25 protein-coding genes are annotated in these 24,692 nt (G+C 61.7%); 14 read left to right on the top strand and 11 right to left on the bottom strand.

Annotated elements, in window-relative coordinates:
• Entirely contained in the window at window positions 1-546 is a 546-nt protein-coding gene (locus M1L53_RS11450) for a hypothetical protein (protein WP_007729604.1), read from the top strand.
• A 4-nt stretch (window positions 547-550) separates the two neighbouring features.
• Here M1L53_RS11450 and M1L53_RS11455 read toward each other — a convergent pair whose 3' ends face one another.
• The 4 genes from M1L53_RS11455 to M1L53_RS11470 all read right to left on the bottom strand — a co-directional run bounded on the left by M1L53_RS11455 (window position 551) and on the right by M1L53_RS11470 (window position 5,372).
• Window positions 551-1,288 (bottom strand): SDR family oxidoreductase, encoded by a 738-nt coding sequence (locus tag M1L53_RS11455; RefSeq protein ID WP_050654592.1) that lies wholly within the window; start codon window positions 1,286-1,288, stop codon window positions 551-553.
• Window positions 1,285-2,310 carry a phosphotransferase family protein gene (locus M1L53_RS11460; protein ID WP_007729609.1) on the bottom strand — a complete coding sequence of 342 codons (1,026 nt, stop codon included), beginning with the start codon at window positions 2,308-2,310 and terminating at the stop codon, window positions 1,285-1,287. Before M1L53_RS11460 ends, M1L53_RS11455 begins: the two co-directional genes overlap by 4 nt.
• The gene (locus M1L53_RS11465; RefSeq protein ID WP_003940162.1) at window positions 2,307-3,518 is read right to left on the bottom strand and encodes an acyl-CoA dehydrogenase family protein; all 1,212 of its coding nucleotides are present in this window, start codon (window positions 3,516-3,518) and stop codon (window positions 2,307-2,309) included. The genes M1L53_RS11460 and M1L53_RS11465 overlap by 4 nt, the downstream gene beginning before the upstream one ends.
• A gap of 75 nt (window positions 3,519-3,593) precedes the next feature.
• On the bottom strand, window positions 3,594-5,372 hold the full coding sequence (locus tag M1L53_RS11470; protein ID WP_050654632.1) for an ABC transporter ATP-binding protein: 1,779 nt from the start codon (window positions 5,370-5,372) through the stop codon (window positions 3,594-3,596).
• 95 nt (window positions 5,373-5,467) lie between these two features.
• Here M1L53_RS11470 and M1L53_RS11475 point away from each other — a divergent pair, with 95 nt between their 5' ends.
• Complete coding sequence (locus M1L53_RS11475; protein ID WP_030537226.1) at window positions 5,468-6,055, top strand: TetR/AcrR family transcriptional regulator; 588 nt, start codon at window positions 5,468-5,470, stop codon at window positions 6,053-6,055.
• Here the strand turns inward: M1L53_RS11475 and M1L53_RS11480 are convergent.
• Complete coding sequence (locus tag M1L53_RS11480; RefSeq protein ID WP_050654591.1) at window positions 5,990-7,525, bottom strand: LuxR family transcriptional regulator; 1,536 nt, start codon at window positions 7,523-7,525, stop codon at window positions 5,990-5,992. The genes M1L53_RS11475 and M1L53_RS11480 overlap by 66 nt on opposite strands.
• Window positions 7,526-7,695: 170 nt before the next feature.
• On the opposite strand from M1L53_RS11480, the gene M1L53_RS11485 reads away from it, so the two are divergent.
• From M1L53_RS11485 to M1L53_RS11510, 6 genes are all read left to right on the top strand, one after another.
• A complete protein-coding gene (locus M1L53_RS11485; RefSeq protein ID WP_030537228.1) occupies window positions 7,696-8,070 on the top strand; it encodes a PLDc N-terminal domain-containing protein in 375 nt (124 codons plus the stop codon).
• Complete coding sequence (locus M1L53_RS11490; protein WP_042923946.1) at window positions 8,067-8,504, top strand: DUF6325 family protein; 438 nt, start codon at window positions 8,067-8,069, stop codon at window positions 8,502-8,504. The genes M1L53_RS11485 and M1L53_RS11490 overlap by 4 nt, the downstream gene beginning before the upstream one ends.
• 1 nt (window position 8,505) lies before the next feature.
• The gene (locus M1L53_RS11495; protein ID WP_007729626.1) at window positions 8,506-8,814 is read left to right on the top strand and encodes an SHOCT domain-containing protein; all 309 of its coding nucleotides are present in this window, start codon (window positions 8,506-8,508) and stop codon (window positions 8,812-8,814) included.
• 65 nt (window positions 8,815-8,879) lie between these two features.
• Window positions 8,880-9,857, top strand: a complete 978-nt coding sequence (locus M1L53_RS11500) for a DUF1214 domain-containing protein (protein WP_003940299.1) — start codon at window positions 8,880-8,882, stop codon at window positions 9,855-9,857.
• A 27-nt stretch (window positions 9,858-9,884) separates the two neighbouring features.
• Window positions 9,885-10,298, top strand: coding sequence for a phage holin family protein (locus tag M1L53_RS11505; RefSeq protein ID WP_050654589.1), 414 nt, complete (start codon window positions 9,885-9,887; stop codon window positions 10,296-10,298).
• Window positions 10,299-10,336: 38 nt separating this feature from the next.
• Window positions 10,337-11,158 carry a tyrosine-protein phosphatase gene (locus M1L53_RS11510; protein ID WP_047272157.1) on the top strand — a complete coding sequence of 274 codons (822 nt, stop codon included), beginning with the start codon at window positions 10,337-10,339 and terminating at the stop codon, window positions 11,156-11,158.
• Here M1L53_RS11510 and M1L53_RS11515 read toward each other — a convergent pair.
• Complete coding sequence (locus tag M1L53_RS11515; protein ID WP_231782578.1) at window positions 11,145-12,122, bottom strand: DMT family transporter; 978 nt, start codon at window positions 12,120-12,122, stop codon at window positions 11,145-11,147. The two genes, M1L53_RS11510 and M1L53_RS11515, sit on opposite strands and share 14 nt — an antisense overlap.
• 34 nt (window positions 12,123-12,156) lie before the next feature.
• On the opposite strand from M1L53_RS11515, the gene M1L53_RS11520 reads away from it, so the two are divergent.
• Complete coding sequence (locus M1L53_RS11520; protein WP_054188407.1) at window positions 12,157-12,735, top strand: TetR/AcrR family transcriptional regulator; 579 nt, start codon at window positions 12,157-12,159, stop codon at window positions 12,733-12,735.
• A gap of 127 nt (window positions 12,736-12,862) precedes the next feature.
• Here M1L53_RS11520 and M1L53_RS11525 read toward each other — a convergent pair whose 3' ends face one another.
• Window positions 12,863-13,756: a LysR family transcriptional regulator gene (locus M1L53_RS11525; protein WP_042924016.1), complete on the bottom strand. Its 894-nt coding sequence runs from the start codon at window positions 13,754-13,756 to the stop codon at window positions 12,863-12,865.
• 114 nt (window positions 13,757-13,870) lie between these two features.
• Here M1L53_RS11525 and M1L53_RS11530 point away from each other — a divergent pair, with 114 nt between their 5' ends.
• Both M1L53_RS11530 and M1L53_RS11535 read left to right on the top strand, forming a co-directional pair.
• The gene (locus M1L53_RS11530; protein ID WP_054188408.1) at window positions 13,871-15,361 is read left to right on the top strand and encodes a CoA-acylating methylmalonate-semialdehyde dehydrogenase; all 1,491 of its coding nucleotides are present in this window, start codon (window positions 13,871-13,873) and stop codon (window positions 15,359-15,361) included.
• Between the two features lie 63 nt (window positions 15,362-15,424).
• On the top strand, window positions 15,425-16,588 hold the full coding sequence (locus M1L53_RS11535; protein WP_054188409.1) for an iron-containing alcohol dehydrogenase: 1,164 nt from the start codon (window positions 15,425-15,427) through the stop codon (window positions 16,586-16,588).
• A gap of 29 nt (window positions 16,589-16,617) precedes the next feature.
• Here M1L53_RS11535 and M1L53_RS11540 read toward each other — a convergent pair whose 3' ends face one another.
• Together M1L53_RS11540 and M1L53_RS11545 are read right to left on the bottom strand one after the other, a co-directional pair.
• The gene (locus M1L53_RS11540) at window positions 16,618-17,664 is read right to left on the bottom strand and encodes a LacI family DNA-binding transcriptional regulator (RefSeq protein ID WP_081377525.1); all 1,047 of its coding nucleotides are present in this window, start codon (window positions 17,662-17,664) and stop codon (window positions 16,618-16,620) included.
• 924 nt (window positions 17,665-18,588) lie between these two features.
• A complete protein-coding gene (locus M1L53_RS11545; protein ID WP_021331895.1) occupies window positions 18,589-20,130 on the bottom strand; it encodes a PucR family transcriptional regulator in 1,542 nt (513 codons plus the stop codon).
• A gap of 346 nt (window positions 20,131-20,476) precedes the next feature.
• On the opposite strand from M1L53_RS11545, the gene M1L53_RS11550 reads away from it, so the two are divergent.
• The 3 genes from M1L53_RS11550 to M1L53_RS11560 are packed head-to-tail and all read left to right on the top strand — an operon-like array spanning window position 20,477 to window position 23,387.
• Entirely contained in the window at window positions 20,477-21,556 is a 1,080-nt protein-coding gene (locus M1L53_RS11550; RefSeq protein WP_054188411.1) for an ABC transporter permease, read from the top strand.
• A 48-nt stretch (window positions 21,557-21,604) separates the two neighbouring features.
• Window positions 21,605-22,573, top strand: a complete 969-nt coding sequence (locus tag M1L53_RS11555; protein ID WP_054188412.1) for a sugar ABC transporter substrate-binding protein — start codon at window positions 21,605-21,607, stop codon at window positions 22,571-22,573.
• A 34-nt stretch (window positions 22,574-22,607) separates the two neighbouring features.
• Window positions 22,608-23,387, top strand: a complete 780-nt coding sequence (locus tag M1L53_RS11560) for an ATP-binding cassette domain-containing protein (RefSeq protein WP_019745466.1) — start codon at window positions 22,608-22,610, stop codon at window positions 23,385-23,387.
• A gap of 264 nt (window positions 23,388-23,651) precedes the next feature.
• On the opposite strand, the gene M1L53_RS11565 is transcribed toward M1L53_RS11560, so the two are convergent.
• Together M1L53_RS11565 and M1L53_RS11570 are read right to left on the bottom strand one after the other, a co-directional pair.
• A complete protein-coding gene (locus M1L53_RS11565) occupies window positions 23,652-23,792 on the bottom strand; it encodes a hypothetical protein (RefSeq protein ID WP_156778931.1) in 141 nt (46 codons plus the stop codon).
• Window positions 23,793-23,842: 50 nt separating this feature from the next.
• Window positions 23,843-24,679, bottom strand: a complete 837-nt coding sequence (locus M1L53_RS11570) for a sugar phosphate isomerase/epimerase (protein WP_054188413.1) — start codon at window positions 24,677-24,679, stop codon at window positions 23,843-23,845.
• Between the last annotated feature and the right edge of the window lie 13 nt (window positions 24,680-24,692).

Consider the following 24,692-nt stretch of genomic DNA (forward strand, 5'->3'; position numbering starts at 1 on the left):
ATGGCTCTAGTTTTGCCCGGCAGCTCCACCGTCGTCCGCTCCGTCGGCGACGTGGTGCACTGGTCCCTGTCCACGGTCGCTTTTGCGGTCACCCTGCCCACTCGACTCGAGGCGCTCCTCTTCTCGGTCGAGAGGTTGGTGGCGCGCATCAACCAGATCGCCGACAACGCCGACCGCGTCGTCATCGGAGCTGCCGCCGTGACCGTTCGCGCTGAGACACTGGTCGAGGCCGTCGAGCAGACGTCGGACATCGCGGGACAACTCCTCGAGATCTACGAGCCCATCGCCCTACAGCTCGCGCCGCTCGCCGCCAGGTTCGCCGACGACCTTTCCGAGGCAGAGGTCAGCGCCGCGATCAAGCTGATCGACCAACTACCGGAGCTCACCGACCGGGTGGCCGCGGTGTTGCCCATCCTCGGAACCTTGGACTCCGTCTCGCCCGAGATCCACGAACTCCTCGGAGTGGTCAAGGACCTGCGGCAGGCGATCGTCGGGGTGCCTGGCTTTCACTTCTTTCGCAAGCGGGGCGAAGCCAAGCTGGATTGAAATTTCAGGCGGAGTAGCCGTTGGTCCCGGCCCGCGCCATGACGACCTTCGGAACGACCGCTCGAGACGAGAGCTTGAGCAGACCGTCCACCAACTCCACGACGTCGTCGACCTTGATCATGGTGTCCGGTGTGATCCGATCGTGTGTCCATGCCGACATGTCGGTGTCGACGTAACCGGGAGCGATGGCCGTCGCACTGACGCCGTTTCCGGATTCCTCGGCGTTGAGTGCCTCGACCATCGAAATCAGCGCAGCTTTGGTGGCTCCGTAGACGGCCAGGCCGCTCTCGGCATACACACCGGCCATCGAGGCGAGAGCGATCACCTTCGCTCCGCCGGCAAGGTCCGCGTCCGCCGCTGTACGCAGGAGCGGCAGCGACGCTTGCAATAGTGCAAACGGTGTTCGGAGATTGACGGCAACGGTCTTGTCGAAACGTCGCATCGGGTAATCCGCTACTCGCCCACTGGTTCCCACTCCGGCGTTGAGGACGAGAGCCCTCATGGAGCCGAATCGCTCATTGTGTGTGGCGACGAGTGCTGCGGCGAAGTTCTCGTCCGCCATGTCGCCGGCCGAGACGACGACGTCCGGCGATCCGGCGCGGGTAAGTTCTTCGGCGACAACGGCGAGCCGCTCGGTATCACGCGCCGTGATGGTCAGCCCGTACCCTTGCGAAGCCAAGCGTGTTGCGATGCCGAGCCCGATTCCCTTGGAGGCGCCGGTGACCAGTGCTGATCGAGTCATTCGAATTTCCCTTGCAGTGCGTTGAGTCCGGCCGAGATCAGTTCCGGCACAGAAGATCCAGCCTTGTCGAATCCCCCGCCGACGGTGGCTCCTGCTCGGAATCGGTGATCGATGCCCTGCGCCACGACGGCGAGTTTGAAGAACCCGAGCGCCATGTAGAAGTTCCAATGCGCCAGTTCACGACCCGAAACGGACGAATACCGTTGCGCCAGATCGACAACGGACGGTAGCGACGGGCTCGTCCACGCAGCAGGCTCACCCAGAACCAGATCCAGCGCGGGATGCCGATAGACGCACATCATCGCGATGTCCGCCAGCGGATCTCCCAGCGTCGACAGTTCCCAGTCCACCACTGCGGCAACCTTGGTGACGTCGTTCGCCGCGAGAATCGTGTTGTCGATCCGGTAGTCGCCGTGCACGATCGACGAGGCTGATTCCGCCGGAATCAATTCCGCGAGGCTCGACGCCAACCTGTCCACGTCGGCCGAGTCCTCGGTCTTGACGCGTGACCATTGACCGGCCCACAACTTCACCTGGCGGGCTACGTAACCGTCGGGTCTGCCGAGTTCGCCGAGACCCACTGCGGTGTAGTCGACGTCGTGCAGTGCAGCGAGAACACGCACCAACTCGTCGGTGCACTGCGTGACCTGCGCTGCCGGAACAGCTTCCAACTCGGTTTTGGTTCGGATCACTTGACCGGTGACGAACTCGACCACCGTGAACGACGCACCCATCACCGAGGCGTCCTCGCACAGCACGACGGTCGGCGCGACCGGCACGGCGGTGTTCTGCAACGCCGAGGTGATTCGGAACTCACGCGCAACGTCGTGCGCCGACGGCGTGAGGCCGGCCGTGGGTGGACGACGGAGAATCCACTTCGAGTTGTCGTCGAAGATTCCGTAGGTGAGATTGGATTTGCCGCCTGAAATCAGTTCGGCTCGCAACTCACCGCTCACCTCGACGCCTGCGGCTTGCAGATACTTGTGGAGCGCCGCGAGATCGAGTCCTGGAAAGTCCGTCACTTCGACTCCTCCCGAGCAGCGCGCTTCGCAGCTCCGACAACACGTTTCGCAATTGCCCAGCGATGAACCTCGGACGGGCCGTCGTAGACGCGGAAGGGACGCACTTCGCGGGACAAGCGTGCCAGCGGCAGATCGCCGGACACGCCCATTCCGCCACACATCTGAATGGAGCGGTCCACGATCCGGAAGATCGCCTCGGCAGCGTAGGTCTTGGCGATGGACGTCGCGTTGCTCGCGTGCCCGCCCTGATCGAGTTCGAAGCAGGCCTGCACCAGAAGTGCGCGGCTGGCTGCGATGTCGATCTCGTTGTCGGCGACCATCTTCTGGATCATTCCGAGATCACCGAGTTTCGAGCCGAAGCCTTCTCGTTCGGCAACCCTGGCCACGGCGACGTCGTGGCCGCGGCGCGCTGCACCGAGCCAGCGCATCACGTGCGTCATGCGGGCGGGACCGAGGCGAACCTGCGCGTAGGCGAAACCTTGATCGACCTCACCGAGAACGGCCTCGTCGGGTACGAAGAGATCCTCGAACGTGACCTCGCAGTGCCCGCCGATCATGGCCTTGTCGAGGGTGTCGATGTGTCGACCCACTACCAGGCCGGGAGTGTCCGTCGGCGCCAGGAACATGGTCGCTCCGCCGCGCTGCCCGGGCTCACCGGACGTGCGCGCCATGATGATGAAGAACCCGGCGCCGTCGGCGCCGGTGATGAACCATTTCTTACCGTTGATCTTCCAGCCACCGGGGACTTTCTCGGCGCGGGTGTTCAAAGCCGAAGGATCGGATCCCGCTCCCGGCGCGGGTTCGGTCATGGCGAATGCCGACCGCATGTCCCCGCTTGCGAGCGGCGCGAGGAACTGCTGCTTCTGTGCTTCGTTCGCCACGTGGGCCAGCATGTGAACGTTGCCCTCGTCCGGCGCCGCGATGTTGAGCGCCGTCGGCCCGAATAGCGAGTAGCCGGCTTCCTCGAAGACCGGCGCGCGATCACTCATGTTGAGTCCGTGTCCGCCGTACTCGATCGGCGCATGCGGGGCGAAGACACCGGCTTCTTTTGCTGCCGACTGCATCTCGATGCGGATTGCATCGCCACCCGCTACAGCGATGTCACCGGCGTGTTCGTCTTCGATGGGGAGCACTACGTTGCGCGTGAAGTCGCGCGTCTTCTCGATCAGCGCCACCACCTCGGGCGCGTACGTCAGATCGATTGCCACCAGCCACCTCCGAAAGAACATCCCGACCGAGCGATCGCTCGGTATCAGCACTCTCGCACACGCCGACGCGTCGGGTCAACAATCCTCGAGCATTGCCTCGCCCTGATCGAGCCGGCCGGCAACCACCATGTCGCGGTACAGATCGTCCTTGTCCATGAGCTCGTCATGGTTGCCGATGTTGCGGATCCGACCGTCTTCCATGACCACGATCCAGTCGGCGTCACGCACCGTCGAGAGCCGGTGAGCGATAGTCACCACGGCCCCGGTGCGCGCACGTTCGTTGATCGCGTCGACAATCGCGGCTTCGGTGAGCGTGTCGACCTGGGCAGTGGCTTCGTCGAGCAGAAGCAAAGCACTCGGCCGCAGAACTGCGCGCGCCATCGCGATCCGCTGACGTTGGCCGCCCGACAGCGAAGTGGCCGTCAGAGCGGTGTCGAGTCCGTTGGGCAGGGCCTCGATCGCGTCGTCGAGCCGGAGCAAGCGCAGAACGGCCTGGACTTCTTCGTCCGTCGCATCGGGATGGCTGAAGACGACGTTCTCCCGAATCGTTCCGGGCACCACCGGTGTCTCCTGCTCCACGTATGCGAGACTCTCGCGCACAGCGCGGTGATCGAGCGCGTCGTAACCGACTCCATGCAGGAGAACCTCACCCGATCGCGGTTCGACAAATCGCAGCACGGTCGAGAGCAAGGTCGTCTTTCCTGCACCCGACGGGCCGACGATGGCCATGTGCCCACGCGTCGGAATGACCAGCGAGACATCGCGCAACGCCGGCTGGTTCGATCCGTGGTAGCTCACGGTGACGTCGCGCAACTCGATCAGCGGCGCGGCAGCGTTGGTTTTCGCGACCACGTCCACGACCTCGTCGTACTGCTCGGTGGGCAACGACTGCATCTCGCGAATCCGGATAGCTGCCGCGATTCCCGACTGAACGGAGGTCACGTTCTGCGCAAGCTCCGACACCGGCCCCATCAGGGTGAAGGCGTAGAGCAGAAACGCGATGAGCGTCGAGACTGCCATTTCGCCGTCGGCGACTCGCCAGGCACCAAAGCCGAGGATGGCAATGATCGATCCTTGAATGGCGGTCCACGCGACAGTCCACGCGGTTGCCGACACTCGAACTGCCGTGATCGCATGCTTTTTCGCCTCGGACGCATTGTTCGTCACCAGAGCGCCGACGCGATCCTCGGCGAGGGAAACTTTGACCGTCCGGATCGCACGCAAGCCACCCTCGAGTACGCCGCCGAGCTGACCGAGCGATTCCTGGGTTCGCGCTTCGGCTGCGGAAATCCGAGGCATCAGAACGGCAAAGAGTATGGAGGCGAACACGATTGCCACCATGGTGACGCCCAACAACGGCAGATCCAGTACGCCCATCAGAACAATCGTTCCGATGGTCAACGCGGCTGCGTTCAGAATATTCACCGCGGCCGACGACGCAGCCTCCCGCAGCAGCAAGGTGTCAGACGTGACCCGGGTGACCAATTCACCCACGGATCGCGATTGCAGCGAAGGTACGGTCGCCGCCAGGAATCGCTTCACCAGCGACGACCTGGCGTCGAAGACAACCTTCTCGGCGGCGGTTCCGAGAACGATCCACTGAGCACAACCGAGCACGGCACCGACGATCAGAAGGACGACGAGCGTGAGGATAGGTCCTTTCAGCGACGCACCGGTATCGAGGGTGTCGAGAACCCACTTGGTGACCATGGGCGTTGCCAGCGTCGCCGCGGAGCCGCACAGCGCCAGTACCAATCCGAGGAGGAGCGACGGCAGATGCGGTCGAGCGAACTCCGAGAGGACGCGGAGATTGCTCCATTTCGGTGCGGGCTGAGAAGCGTCGGATTCAAGCATGAATTTATGGAACACGAATGTTCCATAAAGGGCAAGAGAAATTCCGATTCGGAAACACTGGATACCGAAACCGGACACGGCTACGCTTCGGATTCGTGACAACGATCCACAGCGCGCCAGAACAAAGCGCGACCCGCGAGCGCACACGGAAGGCCATCCTCGATGCTGCCGTTTCGGTGTTCGCATCCAAGCCTGCTGCGACCCTCAGCGAGATCGCTTCGGCCGCAAAGGTCGGCCGGACCACTTTGCACCGCTACTTTCCCGAACGGTCAGACCTGGTCGACGCAGTCGCGGCCGAGGCCACCCGCGCCGTCGGAGAGGCAGCAGCAGCAGCTCGACTCGGCGAGGGTACGGGAGCCGAAGCGCTGGTTCGCCTGTGCCATGAATACTTCGAACTGGCCGACCTCTTGACGGTCCTGTTCTTCACTCCCGGTGTGTATCAGGAAGATTCGTTTGCCGAGTCCGCGTCGAACGACGACTCAGTCACCGATGCCATCGAGCGCGGACACTCCGACGGTTCCATCGACCCCGACATGGGTTCGGACTGGGTGCAGAACCTGCTGTGGTCACTGCTCTACACGTCGATGGACTACGTGAACCGTGGTTCCGGGACGCGCCTACAAGCCTTGGACCTGACGGTTCGCAGCCTCCGCCGCGGAATCGCCCCCGATCCCGCGGTCTAGGTTGTCGGCTGCTTGGACTGCGGCACGCCGTTTGGTCACGCCTAGTTTGCGGTAGATCGAGCGAATGTGAGTCTTCACAGTGGGATAGGCGATGCCGAGGTGCGCAGCGATCTCGTCTGCAGTCATCGTAGTTCGCAGAAAAGTGAGGATCTCTTTCTCACGTTCCGTCAGGACTCCGGCGAGTTTGGCAGAGAGCTGGCCCCGTTTTTCCAGAATCGTGCGTAGGAGCTCGTGGTGTCTCGACCCCCGGACCGCGTGCGCTGTCAGGAGGTCGACAACTACCGGATCGCCGCTCAGAAATGGGGCGAGAATGCGCTCGGGGATTGCCTCGGCCAGCGCACGATCCAACTGCTCGTGTGCCTGCGGTCCACACCCTGCGACGGAGCTCAGGGCGGCAGACGTGACAAGGGTGCTCACCAGCGCGTATCGCGGCAGCGCGGCCGAGGTTGCCAAGCGAAGCGCTTGAGCCGACGGTTCCGGATCCCCCATGACTCGGTAGAGCTCCGCGAGAAGCGCGTGAGCGACCGCAGCACCTGTTCTGGTCAGCGTGGGCATTGCGATGCGGCGAGCTTGCTCGTCCTGTCCTTGAGCGTGGGCGAGCCAGGCCGTGGTGACGCGCCGCAGCGTATCCCAAGGAATGCCGTGCTTGTCCGCAGTGCTCACGCCTCGCAGCAGACGAGCGGCGTTGTGGTACCGGTCTTCCCGGTTCAGAGCGATCAGGCTCATCACCAGGTACAGACGGGCGAGCGCCTCGAAGTTGGTTCCGGGACTGCCCTCCACGATGATCGAGTCGAACTGAGCGATCGCTTCCTCGAAGTCGCCACGCCAGTAAGCGATGCACCCTCGATTCGACTGTGGGAGTCCACCTTCGAAGCGTTCCCAATCGGACGCCACATCTCGCGCAGGAAGGCCGTCGAGGATCTGTTCGGCTTCGGTGAATGCTCCCGCGTGGGTCAGCGCAAAGGCCAAGTTGGACTGTGCAAGACGCAATGTCTCCGTGCGCGACTGCAACTGCGCCTCGTCGCCGGCCGAGCGAAGTAGCGCGATGGCACGAGGAAGGTCACGACGAAGCCTGACCTCGGTCCATCCGAGGAGGAAAAGCGCGGACGGGTAATCGTCCTCGGGCTCGCACTGGGCGAGCGCGTGACGCGCGCGATCGGCGATGACGGCCTTGGTCGAGGTGTCCGGAGCGAGCAGCAGGTCGGTGAAGCAGACGACAAAATCGTCGGACGCCACCCGCAGACCCTGCCCGCGGAGAAACTCAGCGCCGTACGGATCACCGCTGAGATCGCGGCAGCACGCCCGTATCAGCAGGATGTGCGGATCGTGGGGATCGGGATGAGCAAGGCAGAGCTGCTCGAGTTCCCTGGTGTGAGATTCGAGAATCAAACGAAGCCAGTTTTTCCGCAGGACTCGTCGAGCCTGCTCCGCCTCACCAGAGGCGAGTGCGTCACGCACGGCTTCGATCATGTGTCGAAGATACTCGAGACGTTCGATGTCCGTGGAAATCCGGTCTCATCCGCTTCGGATGAGACCGCGATCGAAGCCTGCGGAAACCAGTGAGAATTGCCGGAATCAACCGAAATGCGCTAGTCGGCGGAATCCCGGTGCGCAGGCCTGACACGAAACGGATAAGACACATGAGCTTCTGGGAAAGCCTCGGCTGGATGCTGTGGGCAACCGTCTTCATCGGATATCTCTTCGCGCTGTTCGCGATCATCGCCGACCTGTTCCGCGACCACAAGCTCAGCGGTTGGTTGAAGGCCGTCTGGGTGTTCTTCCTACTCTTCCTGCCCATCCTCACCGCGCTCGTCTATCTCGTCGCCCGCGGCGAAGGGATGACGGAACGCAGCAACAAGGCCGCACGCGACGCCGAGAAGGCCGCCGAATCGTATATCCGCGAGGTCGCGGGGAAGAGCCCCAGCGAGGAGATCGCCGCAGCCGCAGCACTGCTCGAAGCCGGAGCGATCAGCGAGGACGAGTTCGCCGCACTCAAGCTGAAGGTCCTCTCGTGAGTGCCGCGCGTTTCGGCCCCGTCGACTTCTACCTTCTCGGCCTGCCTGGGCAGAGCCTCGACCCGGCCGCGCTCTCCGCACTGACCGACCTTACGGATACCGGCCTGGTGCGGCTGCTCGATCTGATCGTCATCTCCAAGTCCGAGGACGATGAACTCACCCTCATCGAAGTCGAGGAGTTGCCGAACGGCTTCGAGATCAACGTCGAGATGCTCGGCGCGTCCGGTCTGCTCGGGCATGAGGACATCACCGAACTCGCGGCAGCCATTCCCACCGGTGCCACAGCGCTGCTGGTCGCGCTCGAGCTGGTCTATCAGCGCGAACTCGCCGCACGCACCGCTGCGTCAGGCGCGGTGCTACTGGGTTACGAGCGGATACCCGCACCCGTCGTCAATGCCCTCATGGACACGATCATCCCGAAATTGGAGGTCTGACATGCCGTACATCCCGAGACGAGGCCGCCCCGGACTGCTGGGCCTCGCCGCCCGCACCGCGGTCGTCACCGGTACCGCGACCGCCGTCAGCGACGGTATGGCCACCCGCCGGCAAAGGAGAGCTCAGGCCGACTACGAGCAGGCGCAGTACGAATTCGCCCAGCAGCATGCCGCACTCCCGATGCCCACACCCGCACCCGCGGCCCCGGTCGATCTCGTCGCCGAGTTGCAGAAACTCGGCGACCTCAAATCACAAGGCCTGCTGAGCGACGCCGAGTTCCAAGCCGCGAAAGCGCGACTGCTCGGCTGATTCACCCCGACGGGCCATGGATTACCGCGCCCGCTTCCGTACCCCGACACCGATTGGAACCCACTATGTCCACGATCGCCGTCAACGTCCTGAACTTCAATCGGGCAGAGTCCGATCTCATGTTCGCTCGCCTGGCCGCGGGCGTCGGCCTGGGCACGTGGAACCACACTCGTGATCTCGGGTCACTCGACAACCAGCCGATCATCCGCCAGAACCGCGACACTCTGTACAGCAGCGCGATCATCGACGTGCGCGAGAACGTCACCATCACGGTGCCCGATACCGGCGAGCGCTACATCTCCGTGTGGGTGGTCAGTCAAGATCACTTCGGTCCCGTCATCCTGCGCGACCCGGGAGAGCACCTGCTCACGCGTGAATTGGTCGGGACCGACTACGCCGCACTGATCGTGCGCATCCTCGTCGATCCGAACAGCCCCGAAGACGTCGCCGAGGTGAACCGGTTGCAAGACGCCCTCAACATCGACGGCGGCGGAACGGGAGAGTTCCCGTTGCCCGACTACGACGAGCAATCGCAGACCGAGACCCGCGACGCACTCCTCGCACTCGCGCGAGGCATCACCACGTACGACCATTCATTCGGTACCGCTGCGGAAGTCGATCCGATCAGGCACCTGCTCGGTACCGCATCCGGCTGGGGTGGCCTTCCCGAGTACGAGGCCACCTACGTCAACTTCGACGAACGTCTCCCGGTCGGGGAATACCGTCTCCGCCTGAACGATGTTCCCGTGGATGCGTTCTGGTCGGTCTCGCTGTACAACGCGGCCGGATACTTCGAAGAGAACGCTCTGGGCGTCAACAGCATCAACAGCCTCACGGCCACCCCAGACTCCGACGGCAGCACCACCATTCGCTTCGGGGTCCATCTCGACGGCGTCGCGAACGCACTGCCCATCATGCCCGGGTGGAACTACGTACTGCGCCTGTACCGCCCCCGTCCCTCCGTGCTCGACGGCACCTGGACGGCGCCTCGTCCCGAAGCCCTGCAGCAAAGCGTTCCCCACGCACACACCACTCTCGGGTGACTCGACCTGACCACGGAGGTACAAGCCATGCGTCTGTTATTTCAGCTCATTTCGCAATGTGTTCTCGGCGCGATCGCGCTGATCGTCGTGCATTTTGCTCTTCCCGGGGTCAGCCTGGGCGTGAACGGCTTCTTGGCCGCTATCGGTGTATTCACCCTCGCACACATGATCCTCGGCCCATTCGTGCTCAGCGTGGCACTGCACTACGCAGCTCCGCTCGCGGGTGGTGTCGGTTTGGTCGCCACACTGCTCGCGCTCTGGGTTGCGACCCTGGTCCCCGACGGTATCGAGATCAGCGGCGTCGGGTCCTGGATCCTCGCCCCGATCATCGTGTGGGTGATCACGGCATTGGGCGGGTGGATCTTCATGGCTCTCGTCATCGACAAGTGGATCAAGAGACGCAATGCCGAAAAGCTCGTGCGCAGTGTGCAGAAGGCATGAATGATCAGTTCGGAAACGGAACCCACAAGGAGTCAGCCATGCCAACTCACCCGCTCGATCGCCGCGTTCTCCTGAAGACCGCTCCGAACTTCCGGGACCTCGGTGGCATTCCTGTTGCGGACGGCACCGTCCGCGCGGGCGCGCTCTATCGTTCGGCGACTCTGGCGAAACTCGACGGCGACGACCTTGCCGCGGTCGCCGACTTGGACGTCCGGACGGTATACGACCTGAGGACCGCCGCCGAGCGCGACGGCGCACTCGACAATCTCCCTGACTCGACGCGCACAGTCTGGCTCGACGTACTTGCCGACAATGCCCAAAACGCCGCGGCCACTGGACTACTCATGACGGACCCGGTCGCATACGCCGAGACCATCAGCGATGGACGTGGGATCGCACAGATGGAGGAAGCCAACCGCAACTTCGTCAGCCTGCCGTCCGCTCTCGACGCCTATCGCACGTTCTATCTCGACCTCATCGACGAAAAACGCTCCGGGGCAGCACTTTTCCACTGCACCACCGGCAAGGATCGAACCGGGTGGGCCGCGACCTCTTTCCTACTCCTCCTCGGGGCCGACGAAGCCGATGTACGCGCCGACTACCTGGAGACGAACACCGATCTGGCCCCCATGACAGAACCGATTCTCGACTTCGCCGCGAGCAAAGGCGTTGACGCAGAAGTGCTACGACCCCTCCTCGGAGTCCGTGACAGCTATTTCGACGCAGCTCTCGACGAAATGCGCACGCACTTCGGCACCGTCGAGGACTACGCAATCAACGGACTGAAGCTCACCGCAGAGCAACTCACCGCGCTCCGCGAGCGGTTCACATCCCGATCGGCCTTCATCAGCGCGACGTGATCGAAGCTCTCGCCGGGCAGGAATCCGTGCCCTCGTCCTGCTTCTTCGGGCGATTGCCCACCCGGGTGACCACGACGACGGCGACGATGCCCACCGCCAAGCCGAGCGCGGTGAACGGAGTGAAGGATTCTCCGAACATCAGTGCGCCCCAGACCGCGGTGACGGGGGCGATCAAGAACATCAGGGTGTTGACGGACGTAATGCCGATGCGGCGGAGCAACAACCAGTACAGCCCGTAACCACCGAAGGTGGACAACACGATCAACCAGAGCAACGCGATCCAGAATGTGCTGATACTCGGCGGTACGGCAGCATCCGAGACGATCGCCAGAGTTGTGAAAACTATTGCGCTGGTTGAGCAGTGGATGGCCAAAGCCTGCAGTGGCGGTGTGGACGTGGGAGCGCGTTGCTGGACGAAGGTGGATGCAACCAGGCTGAGCATCCCCAGGAACGGAATCGCGTACGCCCACCACGGCGCCGATGTGCCGGCCCCGGCATCGGCTGCCGTGACCATCACGACGCCGCCCATTCCGATCGCCAACCCGACCCACTGCATACGCGGGACTGCGACACCGAGGACCGGACCGAGCAGCGCGGCAGCCACCAGCGGCTGAATACCGTCGATCAGCGCAGTTGTTCCGGTGTTCACGCCGAGATCGACTGCCCAGTACACCGACAACAGGTAGCCACTCTGGGAGAGCATCCCGATCACCACCTGCCTGCCGAGAGCCCGTGGTGTCGGCATCGTGTTCCGGCGCCGGGCGGAGAACCAGACAATCGGGAGCAGTACCACCGCGAGCGGGAGAAAACGCCACATCAGCAGCGTGGGGACCCCGGCACTGCCGGCGCCTAGTTTGGCTCCGATGAATCCCGAACTCCAGCACGCGACGAACAGGACCGACAAGGTAGCCGTCACGGCAGATCTCGAGGTCACGATCCGAGGTATACCGATCTGTTTACTCATGAGCCCGACTATACAGATCGGTATACTTTTGTCCATGGCAGAGGAATCCACACCCGAATTGACTCCGAAAGCGCGTCGCATTCTGGAGTCTGCGTCGAAGCTGTTCTACGAAAAGGGGATTCATGCCGTAGGCGTGGATACCGTCGCACTGGACGCCGGGGTCACGAAGAAGACTTTGTACGAACGGTTCGGCTCGAAAGACGGTCTCGTCGTTGAATACCTGAGGGCTCGAGATCGGCGGTGGCGAATCTTTCGCGACGAGAAGCTCGCATCAGCCGGAGCTAGCCGCGCCGAACAGTTGAGTGCGGTATTCGACGCTTCCGCCTCCTGGTCCAAGGCGAGCGGAGGCAAAGGGTGCAGCATGATCAACGCGCACGCCGAGTTCAGCGATCACTCACATCCGGTGTTCGCTGTCATCGCCGAACAAAAGCGGGAGATGTCAGACCTTTTCCGGCGCATTCTGGCGACGGACGGACTAGCCGACGAACGTCTCGTCGAGGCAATCATGCTGCTTCACGAAGGTGCCCTCGTCGCAGACGGGATCGGTATCGGCACCGACCCCTTCGGTGCCGGCCGGAACGCAGCCCTCGAATTGTTGAAGACCTCAGGGTAACCCACCCCTCTTCGCACATTCCACAAGACCCTTCGACAGCGTCCACACCTGACATCGCGATCATTCCTCAGGCGCTACAAACTGACCGTCAACCATCGCCCAACCCGGGGAATACAGGAAACGCACATCACCGCGCATGGAGGTCGGGATTCCTGTCGACAATCTCATGCAAGGCATCGCTTATCGCCCGTACGCGGGCCAATCTGATCAGCTCGCGCGGGACAACGAGCCAATACGACCTCCGAATTACGAACTCGTCACGCAGCACCGGCACGAGGTCATCGTCGGTCGCGCCGATGTATGTCGGCAAGGGCGCGATTCCCACACCGTGCCTGACCGCCTCGTAGTGACCAGCGATGTTATTGGTCTGGATCTGCGCCCGCCCGGTAGGCAGTATCCGGTCGAGGATACGCAGAGGTTCGACATCCAAGAACGCGTCCACATACCAGACGAGCGTGTGATGACGTAGGTCGTCCACCGACGAGATCGACTCGTGCGTCTCCAGATACCGACGCGAGGCGTAAAGCCGCAAGTTGTAGTCCGCAAGTTTGCTGACGACCACAGATCGGGGAGAGGGACGCTCCAACGTGACGGCGACGTCGAAGTCACGCCCGGTCAACACATCGTGGGTAGTCGAAGTCAGCACTTCGGTGTACAAATCCGGGTGCCGGACACGGACAGAGCGCAGGCCCGGAACCAAGACGAAGGCACCGAAGCCGTCTGGGGTCAGGATCCGGACCGTCCCGTTGAGGCTCGGCGACGCCGAGGCGGTCGTCTCACCGAGCGCAGAAAGTAGCGTCGACTCGATACTCTCCGCGTAGGGAACCAATCGCCTGCCCGCCTCGGTCAGCTGCCAGCCCGAGACGCCGCGATCGAAAAGCCTTGCTCCCATGTCTTTTTCAAGCCTAGAGATTCTCCTGGAGACAGTGGTCTGATCGACCCCCAGCCGCTTCGACGTATCCGAAATGCGCCCCGTGCGTGACAGTTCCAGCAGAAAGCGCAGGTTGTCAGAAGTAAACATCGCCATTCCCGTTCTTGGCTGCAATTTTGCATTGAGTACTGCGATCTTACTTGTTGACGACGGCAATTCTGCGGCACAGACTCGAATCAACCCCAGCCTCAGGAGTGAATAGTCATGACTGTCATCGCACATTGGATCGACAACACGATCGCCCCCGGTTCGAGCGGAAACTCCGCTCCGGTCACGAACCCTGCGACCGGCGCCGTCACTGGCAGTGTCGCGCTCGCCAGCGTGCAAGACGCACGCGCCGTTATCGACGCAGCTGCTGCTGCGTTTCCCGATTGGCGCGACAGTTCGCTCGCCAAGCGAACCGCAATCCTCTTCGCGTTCCGCGAACTGCTCAATGCCCGCAAGCACGAACTCGCCGAGATAATCACCGCCGAGCACGGCAAAGTCCTCTCCGACGCACTCGGCGAGGTGTCAAGAGGCCAGGAAGTCGTCGAATTCGCTTGTGGCATCGCGCACCTGCTCAAGGGCGGTATGACCGAGAATGCCTCGACGAACGTCGACGTCACCTCGATCCGTCAACCACTCGGCCCGGTCGCGATAATCTCGCCGTTCAATTTCCCCGCGATGGTCCCGATGTGGTTCTTCCCCATCGCGATCGCCACCGGAAACACGGTAGTACTCAAGCCGTCCGAAAAAGTTCCATCTGCTTCGCTGTGGATCGCGGCACTCTGGGCCGAGGCAGGACTTCCAGCAGGCGTGTTCAACGTCCTGCAAGGCGACAAGACAGCTGTCGACGAACTTCTGACCAACCCTGCGATCAAGGCCGTTTCGTTTGTCGGTTCAACCCCCATCGCCCAGTACGTGTACAGCACCGGCACCAGCCATGGAAAGCGCGTTCAGGCTCTCGGAGGAGCGAAGAACCACGCGATCGTCTTGCCTGACGCAGACCTCGATCTGGCCGCCGACGCAATGGTCAACGCCGGATTCGGCTCGGCCGGCGAGCGCTGCATGGCGATCTCGGCACTGGTCGTCGTCGGCGACATCGCCGACGAACTCGTCGGCAAGATCGCCGAGCGGACCCGCACCCTGAAAACCGGTGACGGCACGAAGAACTCAGACATGGGCCCTCTGGTGACCAAGGCCCACCGCGACAAGGTCGCCTCCTACGTCGACGCCGGTGAGGCCGCCGGCGCGACACTCGTCGTCGATGGCAGGCAAGTGCAGGCGAACGGTGGTGAGGGCGGATTCTGGCTCGGCCCGACCCTGATCGACCACGTCACCACCGACATGAGCATCTACACAGACGAAATCTTCGGCCCTGTGCTCTCGGTCGTGCGGGTGAACTCCTACGACGAAGCACTCGACCTGGTGAATTCGAGTGCATTCGGGAATGGCACCGCGATCTTCACCAATGACGGTGGCGCAGCACGTCGCTTCCAGAACGAGATCGAGGTTGGTATGGTCGGGATCAACGTCCCTATTCCAGTCCCCATGGCCTATTACAGCTTCGGTGGTTGGAAGAACAGCCTGTTCGGCGACACGCACGCTCACGGTACCGAGGGTGTCCACTTCTTCACCCGCGGGAAGGTCGTCACTACCCGCTGGCTCGATCCCAGCCACGGCGGCATCAACCTCGGCTTCCCCGAAAACAACTGAGTCCCTGTCCCGTCCGAATACCACGGGCTGGGAAATACATTCACAACATTCGAAGGGATCGGCATGGTTGCCAACATTTCATTTCCCCGGTTCTTGAAACTTGGTCCTGGGTCCGTCGAGAGTCTCGGCGAAGTGCTGACGGATCTGAACATCGAGCGTCCGCTTCTCGTCACCGACGCATTCATGGTCACCAATGGTTCAGCCGATCGATTGCTGAAGATCGTTGCAGCAGCAGGAAAGAAGGCCGCACTCTTCTCCGAGACGGTTCCCGACCCCACTACCGATTCTCTACAGGCTGGTCTCGACGCTCTGACCGCCCACGATGCCGACTCGATCATCGGCTTCGGCGGTGGCAGCCCGATGGACACGGCAAAAGCACTTGCCGTCTTGTTCAAGCAGGGCGGCGTCATGCGCGATTTCAAAGCCCCTCGGGTGTACGCGGGGCCGGCGCTTCCGATCATCGCCATCCCGACGACGGCAGGAAGTGGCTCGGAAGCAACACAATTCACGATCATCACGGATGTCGCCACCGACGAGAAGATGCTGTGCCCTGGACTTTCATTTCTTCCGATCGCCTCGATCGTCGATTCCGACCTCACGATGTCGATGCCGCCGAGACTGACGGCCGACACAGGTGTCGACGCACTTACACACGCGATCGAGGCCTACGTCAGTAAGAAGGCAAACCCCATCTCGGACGGGCTCGCACTGTCGGCGATGAAGACAATCGGGGAGTACCTCTTGCGCGCGTACCGTGACGGCTCAGATCGGGAGGCGCGCGAACAGATGATGCATGCTTCTACTCAGGCGGGTATGGCGTTCTCCAATGCGAGCGTGTGCCTGGTACATGGGATGAGTCGTCCGATCGGCGCACATTTCCATGTGGCGCATGGACTTTCCAATGCAATGCTGCTTCCGGCGATCACCGCGTTCTCCATACCCGGGGCGCGTGATCGATACGCCGATTGCGCCAGGCAGCTGGGCGCGGCAGATCGCGGCGACTCAGACGAGGCGGCCTCGCACAAGCTGGTCGACTTCATCGATACTTTGTGCGTCGACGTAGAGGTACCCAGTCCGCGCACATTCGGCATCGACGAGACTCGCTGGGAGGAGCTCATTCCACTGATGGCGGACCAGGCGTTGGCGTCGGGTTCTCCGTCGAACAACCCGGTGGTGCCCAGCGCACAGGAAATCGCCGAACTGTACCGGAAAGTCTATCGATCCTGACCACTCCGGCCCGGTCAGCATGGTCTCGTTCAGACTGTGCTGACCGGGCCTGTCGAGTTTCGGACGATCAGCTTGGTTTTGAAGATCTTCTGCCTTCGCTTCGCGCCGTCGATATTGTCGAGCAGCATGGAGGCTGCGGCGCGGCCCTTCTCCACCAGCGGTTGACGCACAGTGGTCAGATCCATGAGTTCGGCGATGGGGGCATCGTCGAATCCGACAACCGAAACAACCTCAGGTACTGGGATATTCATGCTACGGAGCACGCTCAAGGCAGCGACGGCAAAGACATCTGACGTCGTGGCTATTGCGGTCGGATTCAGTTTCTCGACCATCGAGCGGACAGCACGGACGCCGCTGTCACGATCGATACCTGAAGCCTCGTAAACCTCGATCGAGACACCGGCATCTCCCCGCGCAGTTGCAGCATCGAAGTACCCGAGGATCCGATCTCGCTGGACCCGCTCGGAAGAATGTTCGACAACTGTCTTGGAGATCGACCCGTCGGTGCCACCGATGTTCAAACGTTCGCAGACCACACCGATTCTTCGGTGCCCGAGATCCAAGAGATGGGCCATCTGCTTGAATCCTGCAGCGCGATCATCGATTCCGATGAACGGCAAGCCGCAGTCCGCGGGTGAATCGATCGCAACTGCCGGCGTTCCGGAGTGAATCAGGGCCGCAATGATCGGGTGGGTAGGAGTCACATTGTGCAGGACGACTCCGTCGACCAAACCTCTGACCGCGGGAGAATTGAATCCTTCTTCCCTACTGGAGACCAACGGCAACAAAGTCAGGGCAACGTCGGCGAGTTCGTTGACTTCGACTACCCCCTTCATCAACAGCATGGTCGACGGGTCTTCCAGTGCGTGCCCCAACGACTCCATCACCATGATGCCAACCGCTCCGACTCGGCCGGAGCGCAGGCTACTGCCGACGATGTTCGGCCCGGCGTAGGACAAAGACTGAGCGACTGCGTAGATGTGATCACGCTGCGATGCAGAAACTTTCGGAGAGTTACTGAACGCGTATGAGACAGCGGCTTGGGAGACGCCTGCTGCCCGCGCCACGTCCTTCATCGTAACCACTGAAGCGACTCCCCTTGCTCCGGACGAATCATCCGCCGTAACCCTTGACGATCTCACGAATTCTATCGTGGTCTCGTTTCAACCGAGTGTCGGCTTCGGTTGACCTGTCGTCACAGTAGATGGTGTTCACACATTCGCCCACACCGGACTGCATGCGTCCAAGCTCTACGAAAGCCCCCGAAGAGCTCGACACGGTATGGCACATCGTCTTTCCGCCCCGACATCGCCGTGTCGATCTCGCCACAGAGGTTGCATCGAGCTCGCACGGCGAGCGGCACAGACGGCTTGGGCATAGGCAACGACGAACCGATATGGCGACACGTGACACAGACGTACCCCACTTCTTCCTCCATACGGTGACCAGCCATGTTCGTCGCCCCACTCCTGCCGTAGCTCGGTAGCCTGAAAGATGTTTCTGCACTGAAGGTCCCGCACATGTACACACGACGACGTCCGTGAGACGTACCGTCGACAGCGGCGATTGCCCCGACTGAACACTTCGGGAGAAGGTAGGCGCGACACCGTGGTTTGCGATACTTTCGCCTGTCACGCCACATCTCAACCTTCACCTTGTTTTACCACCACCGACATGAGTGAATCGTATCACCTAGTGATACGATTCACTCATCTCTTCTATGAAGGGAATCAACGAAATCCTCTAGCCGAAGTCGCCGTTCGTGCTCGACCGCACGAAATGGGCATTGCTTGTCATCTTTCGCACTTCACGGAGCTTGCCAAGCCTCTTGGGCGACAGGGACACCCGACGTCAAGAATGCACTCGAGCTCACCACCAGCGGATTCGGTTTCGTCATCTTGGGACTGCCCGGTGGTTCCCTGTGCGGATTGCCGGCAACAGGCCGTCTCACTGCCGCGCGCGCAGCCCGCACCGCCGTCCCCCTCATCGAAGTCGGAATGCTAGTTCCTTCCGGAACGTCGCGACGAACTGATCGCCGACCCCTCCAGCAGCTCGAGACCTTTGACTGCCAACAGCAAGCGCTGCCGCGTTTCCGGGGCATCAAGGGATTTCCCGAGAATCGTCGAGATCCGCTCCAACCTGTTGTACAGAGTTCTGCGCTGCACGTAGAGCTTGTCCGCCGCTTCAGTCTTGCGACCGTCGACGCTGAGAAATGCGCGCAGTGTCGGCAGTAGCGGACTGGCCGAGTGCGCATCCTTCGTCAACAACGGACCTAATTCGTCTTCGACGAAGCTCGCCAGTTCCGGGCCCTGCGCCAGGGTCACCAAAATCCGCTCGACCCCCAGTTCGTCGAAGTGAAGGACACCACCAGAAGCTCGGGCGACCGCGGCAGCACTGCGCGCTTGAGTGAGCGCGACAGCAACCATGTCACGTGAAATAGCGCGGCTCACACCGACACCCGCACCGACGAAACCGACAAGATCCTCGATCTCCGGCGGACGGCCACTCACTTCCGGCGCCACCGTGACGATGTAATCACCCATGTCGGCACTGATCGCATTGGGACTGCTCCTGCGCTTGGGCCGGATTCCAGCAGAATCGTCACGAGTATTCTTGTTGGCCACGAACACTCGCATCAGGCCAGATCCGAGCCGATACCCCAGACGACTGGCCTGCTTCACGAACTCATCGCCGGAAATTTCTCCCAGCAGCAAGTGTGTCATCAAAGCGGTACTGCGCTGATCGTCACGCGCCTCGCGGCTACGATCGGTGAGAAGCGAGATCGCGATCGCTGCTGCTGCCCGCTCCGCCGCGAATTCAGCCGAGAACGGCGCGGTCGGCGATTGTCCTTGGAGCACGTGGATCCACCCCCACGGTTGACCACGCATGACGACGGGCCTTCGGACACAATCAGTTTCATTGTCGTGCGATACTCTGGCGTGACGATTCCACTCGTCGTCGTCGAATTCGACACCGTCCACTGAGAAATAGACCGTCACCCGGTGAGCGATGTTTTCCAGAACCACCGTGCTGTCGGTGAGCGCCGCCAGAGTCTCCACTATTCCGAGATGGTCTGCGCCGTCGAGCAGCAATCCCGAGAATGTTGCTTCGACCTCACGTTCACGAGTCAGGCTCCGAAGTCGCATTTCGGTCAGAATTTCGTGCACCTGGGCGGAGACTCCGGCGAACGACACTTCGTGGGTCAGCGCGATCACCGGAAGCAGCATTTGTTGGGCTTCCTGCACAACAGCTTGAGGAACTCGATCGAACATGCGACCGGATTCTTCGATCACCAGAGCTGCCGCACCGGCTCGAGAAACCGCCTTCACGTAAGCACGCTGCTCGGCTTCTGTTTCCCCTATACCGAGGCCCGCCGTCAGCAACAATTCGCCGCCGCTGAGAAATCGTGCGATATCGGGGATCTCGGACGAGTGAACCCATCGGACTTCGCGTTGATCCAGATCCGTTCCGCTGGTGAGTACGTGAGGACCGGCCGCGCGGATCAGTGAGAGTTCCAGAGCGTCCGCAACCGTGAAAGACATGTCAAAGACACTACACAAAACGTGTCGTCCAGCCGAGACATCTTTCCCGGCTTGCGTCTAGCTGTGAATGCAGTCACAGGACAGTATTTCTACAACCCCAGGGCTTCGCCGGGGGTCGCCAAACAGAGTTGAGACACATGGCGAACCCGCTTCCTACCTGTCCGAAGATTTGTTTCAGCGCCCCTGTACTGCCGGCCCACCGTCCGAGTAATCGCTACCGATTCTCGAACCGAACGCGAACTGCAGGGCACCGATCCGAATCTCGACACGCACAACGCCGTGCGACCGGGTGACCTGATTTCGCTCTTTCGACCGAACACCGAAACACCCTTTCGAGGAGTCCTCAATGCCCCTGACCGAAGACCAGCAGAAACGGCCGCCAAGCGCGGGAATCTCTGTCGATGACGTCGGCCGTTCCACTCGTTCCGCGGCACCTCAGCCGCCCCACGCATCCTCGCAGGAATGGCTACCGGCTCTGCTCAAACGCATTCTGCCGAGCACACCTTCGCAGGTCGTTCAGCGGGTGATGCTGACTGTACTGGTCGCATCGGTGGTGATTCTGGGCATCGCCAACCCGATCTTCCGGCAGTCGGACAACCTGCTCAACGTGCTGCAACAGGCGGCGATGGTCGGAATCATTGCCGGCGGTATGCAGCTGATGATTATCTCGGGTGGCTTCGATCTCTCGGTCGGAATCGTGGCAGCGGCAGCCGGATGCGCTGCAGCGTACGTCAGTCTCCAGCACGGTATAGCCATCGGAATTCTCGTCGGATTGGTCGCCGGTCTACTCGCCGGCTTCGTGAACGGCATCCTCGTAGCCAAGATCGGCATCAACCCATTCGTGGCCACGTTCGGTACACAAGCCGTCGTCACCGGACTGCTGTACGCCGCAACCGGCGCCACCCCGATCGCTCCTCTTCCTTCCGGATGGACCGATCTGGGCTTGAAGAACATCGCCGGAATCTCCTTTGCCAGTCTTACATTCGTCGTGGTCATCCTGATTCTGCTGTTCGTCTTACGATGCACGCTCTTCGGCCAGCACATCTACGCCGTCGGGAGCAACAAGGAAGGGTCGCGCCGCGCCGGAATCCATGTCGATCGGGTTCTGATTGCCGTCTATGCCATCGGCGGGCTGTGCGCCGCCATCGCAGGAATTCTTCTTGTCTCGATCTCCGGAATCGGGAGTCCGGCAACAGGTACACAGTGGGCACTTCTCGCCATCGCCGCCGTCATCATCGGCGGCACACCACTCACCGGCGGAGTCGGCGGCATCAGCTCCGCGGTGATCGGCATCCTGTCGCTCACCGTCCTGACAAACGCGTTGAACCTGTACAGCGTGTCCGCTTACTGGCAGCCGGCGCTGACGGGTACGGCCGTTCTGCTCGCAGTCGGCTTCGAAGCGTTCCGCAGCGCCCGCAAACGCTGATACATCCGATTCCCCTCGCAGCCAACCACATTCCAGGAGTGAAAACACATGACCGTAAGAAGAACTTCTCGAACGATCCAAACCGCATTTGCCCTTTGCCTGGCTGCGTTCGTCGCCGTCGCACTCACGGCCTGCGGAACCGCACCTTCCTCGGGTGCGAACAAGACATTGGGCTTCGTGGTGTACGACGTCGGCGTCGACCCATGGATGAACGTAGCCATCTCGACTGTGCAAGAAGAAGCTGAAGCTGCGGGATACAAGCTCAGTGTTGTCAACGGGCACAACGACATCGCTCAGATGAGTAGCGGAATGGACCAGCTGGTCACGCAGAAGGTCGACGCCATTCTCCTCGCCCCCAGCGACCAGGACAGCATGACTCCGTCTATCAAACGAGCCGAAGCAGCAGGAATCCCGGTCATCGCATTCTCCCTGGCGCTGTCCGAAGACGCCCCGGTCTCCTCGTTCGTAGGGACCGACGACGTTCAGGTCGGACGCGAGCAGGCGAAGATGGTCGCAGGAGCAATAGGCAATCGGGGCAACGTCGCCTTGATGACCGGCATCCTCGGCAGTGGGCCGCAGATCGGTCGGTCGGAAGGATTCCGTGCCGAACTGCAGGAGAACTTCCCCGACGTCAAGCTCGTAGAAGAGCAGCCGAACAACTGGGCGAACGACAAGACCATCAGCCTGACCCAGGACTGGCTCGCGAAGTATCCGGCGGGGCAGATCAACGCCGTGGTCGCGCAAGGACCTGAATTGGCTGCGGGCGCCCGCCTGGCCAAGTCTATGGGCCGAAGCGAAATCGTCTTCGTCGGCAACGACTATCCGGAAGAGATGCGCGAGAGCATCCTCGCGGGAGACACGTACGGAACCATCAACGGTGATCCCAAGGAGATGGCGCGAGAAGCTGTCGCCGCCATGCTGACCCTGCTGGACGGTGGCACGGTGCAACCCAAGATCTTCGTCCCGATCCCGCCCGTAACATCCGCCAATGTCGCCGACTCTCCCGCAGCGTACTGATTCGAGACGACCCCCCCAGATCGGAACCACCTCAATGAGTACTATCACCAACACCACCGAGCCTCTTCTCCAGACTACGAACCTCTCCAAGTTCTACGGCGGCGTCAAAGCTTTGCAAGGCGCCTCCATCAGCGTCGGACACGGTGAGCACATCGCCATCATGGGCGACAACGGCGCAGGCAAGTCCACCTTCGTCAAGATCCTTTCCGGCGCGCAACCGTCGAGTGATGGCACCATCCGATTCGACGGTGCGGACTGTGAGTTCCAAAGCCCGATCGATGCACGCGAAGCCGGGATCGAAACCGTCTATCAGGATCTTTCACTCGCAGACGACCTCGACGTCCTGACCAACCTGTTCCTCGGGCGTGAAGAGAAGCTGATCAACTTGGGCGGCTTGAGCGTGCTCAACAGACGCAAGATGGCCAAGCGTGCAACCGAATTGCTCACGGAGATCGGAGTGAACGTGCCCGAGGTACACCGGACCGTTCGGGGTCTTTCCGGTGGCCAGCGCCAGGGTATCGCCATCGCCCGCGCATCCGGTTGGGGATCGAAGCTCATCATCATGGACGAACCCACAGCGGCACTGGGCCTGCAGGAGACCGCCCACGTCCACGACATCATCAAACGCCTCAAACAACGCGGAGTCGCGGTCATCATCGTCAGCCACAACATGCAACAGGTGCTGGAACTGACCGACCGGGTGTACGTTTTCCGGCGAGGCCAGGTCGTCGGGTGCCGAAACACCAAGGAAACCACCGCCGACGAGATCGTCTCGATGATCACCGGCGCTCGACCTGCAGAGGCCGTCACGTAAGCAGCTGTAGCTGCAGGCAGATCGACGTACAGGCCCGTCTGAAGTCACCACGACTTTCGACGGGCCTGTTCGTGTCGCGGATCCGATACTCACCGTCACCGTCACCGTCACCGTCGGCGTCGGCGTCGGCGTCGGACATCCGAGACCCTTTCCGTCACCCCTCTGGCCCCCACCGCCCCAGACGAGGCAGGTCTACAGCCGCCGAGACGAAAAGTGCTCGGGCCCAACCTGATGAGGTTGGGCCCGAGCACTTTCGGTGTTCGGTTAGTTGATCTGTACTCGGCCATCGACGGCTTCGATCCGCGGGATCGGCAGTGCGCGTAAGGCAGGCGGGGCTGTCACGAACTCCTCGACGGTCGGTACTTCACCGTTCGGAATCCTCTGCTTCATCACGGACGGGTTCATGATCACGACTGTATTCATGTTTCCCGGATGCGTCTCCAAACCGAACACGGCTACTGACCGACTGCTTCGATCAATGCGCTGAGGTGGGTGTAGCTCTTCTTCGCGGCGTCGAGCGTGCCGCACTCCACCGACAAGACGACGTCGTGGTCGGCCGCGGCGAGCGTGTCGACGATGCGCTTCCAGTCGATGACACCTTCACCGCAGGCGCATCCCAGCATGCCTCTCACTTTTCCGCGTAGACGTTTCGCGTCGTCCACCGCAATGTCCTTGGCGTGCAAGTGCGTGACCTGACCGATGATGGCTTCGAGCCACTCGTGCGGATCGTTCTCACTCAGGTAGCTGTTTCCGGTATCGAGGTTGATCGTCAGGGCAGGACTGTCGACCAAATTCATGATCTTGTCGAGGCGCTCCGGAGTCGCGGTGTACGGCCCGTGGGTCTCGATTGCGATCTTGATACCCCGGGGCTCCGCGACCAGCGCTGCCTCCTTCAGGGTGTACCGCATGAGCGTGTAGTTCTCTTCCTCCGTGGTCCAGGACGGGGTGGGTCCATCGTCGACCATGATCATCGGAGAACCCACCTCCGCGGCGTAGCGGATGGCCTGGCGGAAGTACTCCACTGCCACCTCCGGCTTGGCGAGTGGCGCGTGGCTCGACAGCGACGAGATGCTGAGACCGCGATCTTCGGCCGCATTCCGCAGGATCAACGGATCGTCGAGCATGGAACGGCTGTGGAAATATCCTGCTGCACTGAGCAGTTCACGACCCCAGTGCACCATCGGCTCGACGTACTTGTAGCCGATCTCGGCAGCTTGGTCCATGGCCCAATCGAAAGAGCCGTTCTCGTATCGCGCGAACTCCAGATTAAGTCCGAGTTTGATGTTGCCCATGACTTACAACTAC

The organism is Rhodococcus sp. T9N (assembly GCF_024436645.1).
Taxonomy (GTDB): Bacteria; Actinomycetota; Actinomycetes; order Mycobacteriales; family Mycobacteriaceae; genus Rhodococcus_F; species Rhodococcus_F qingshengii.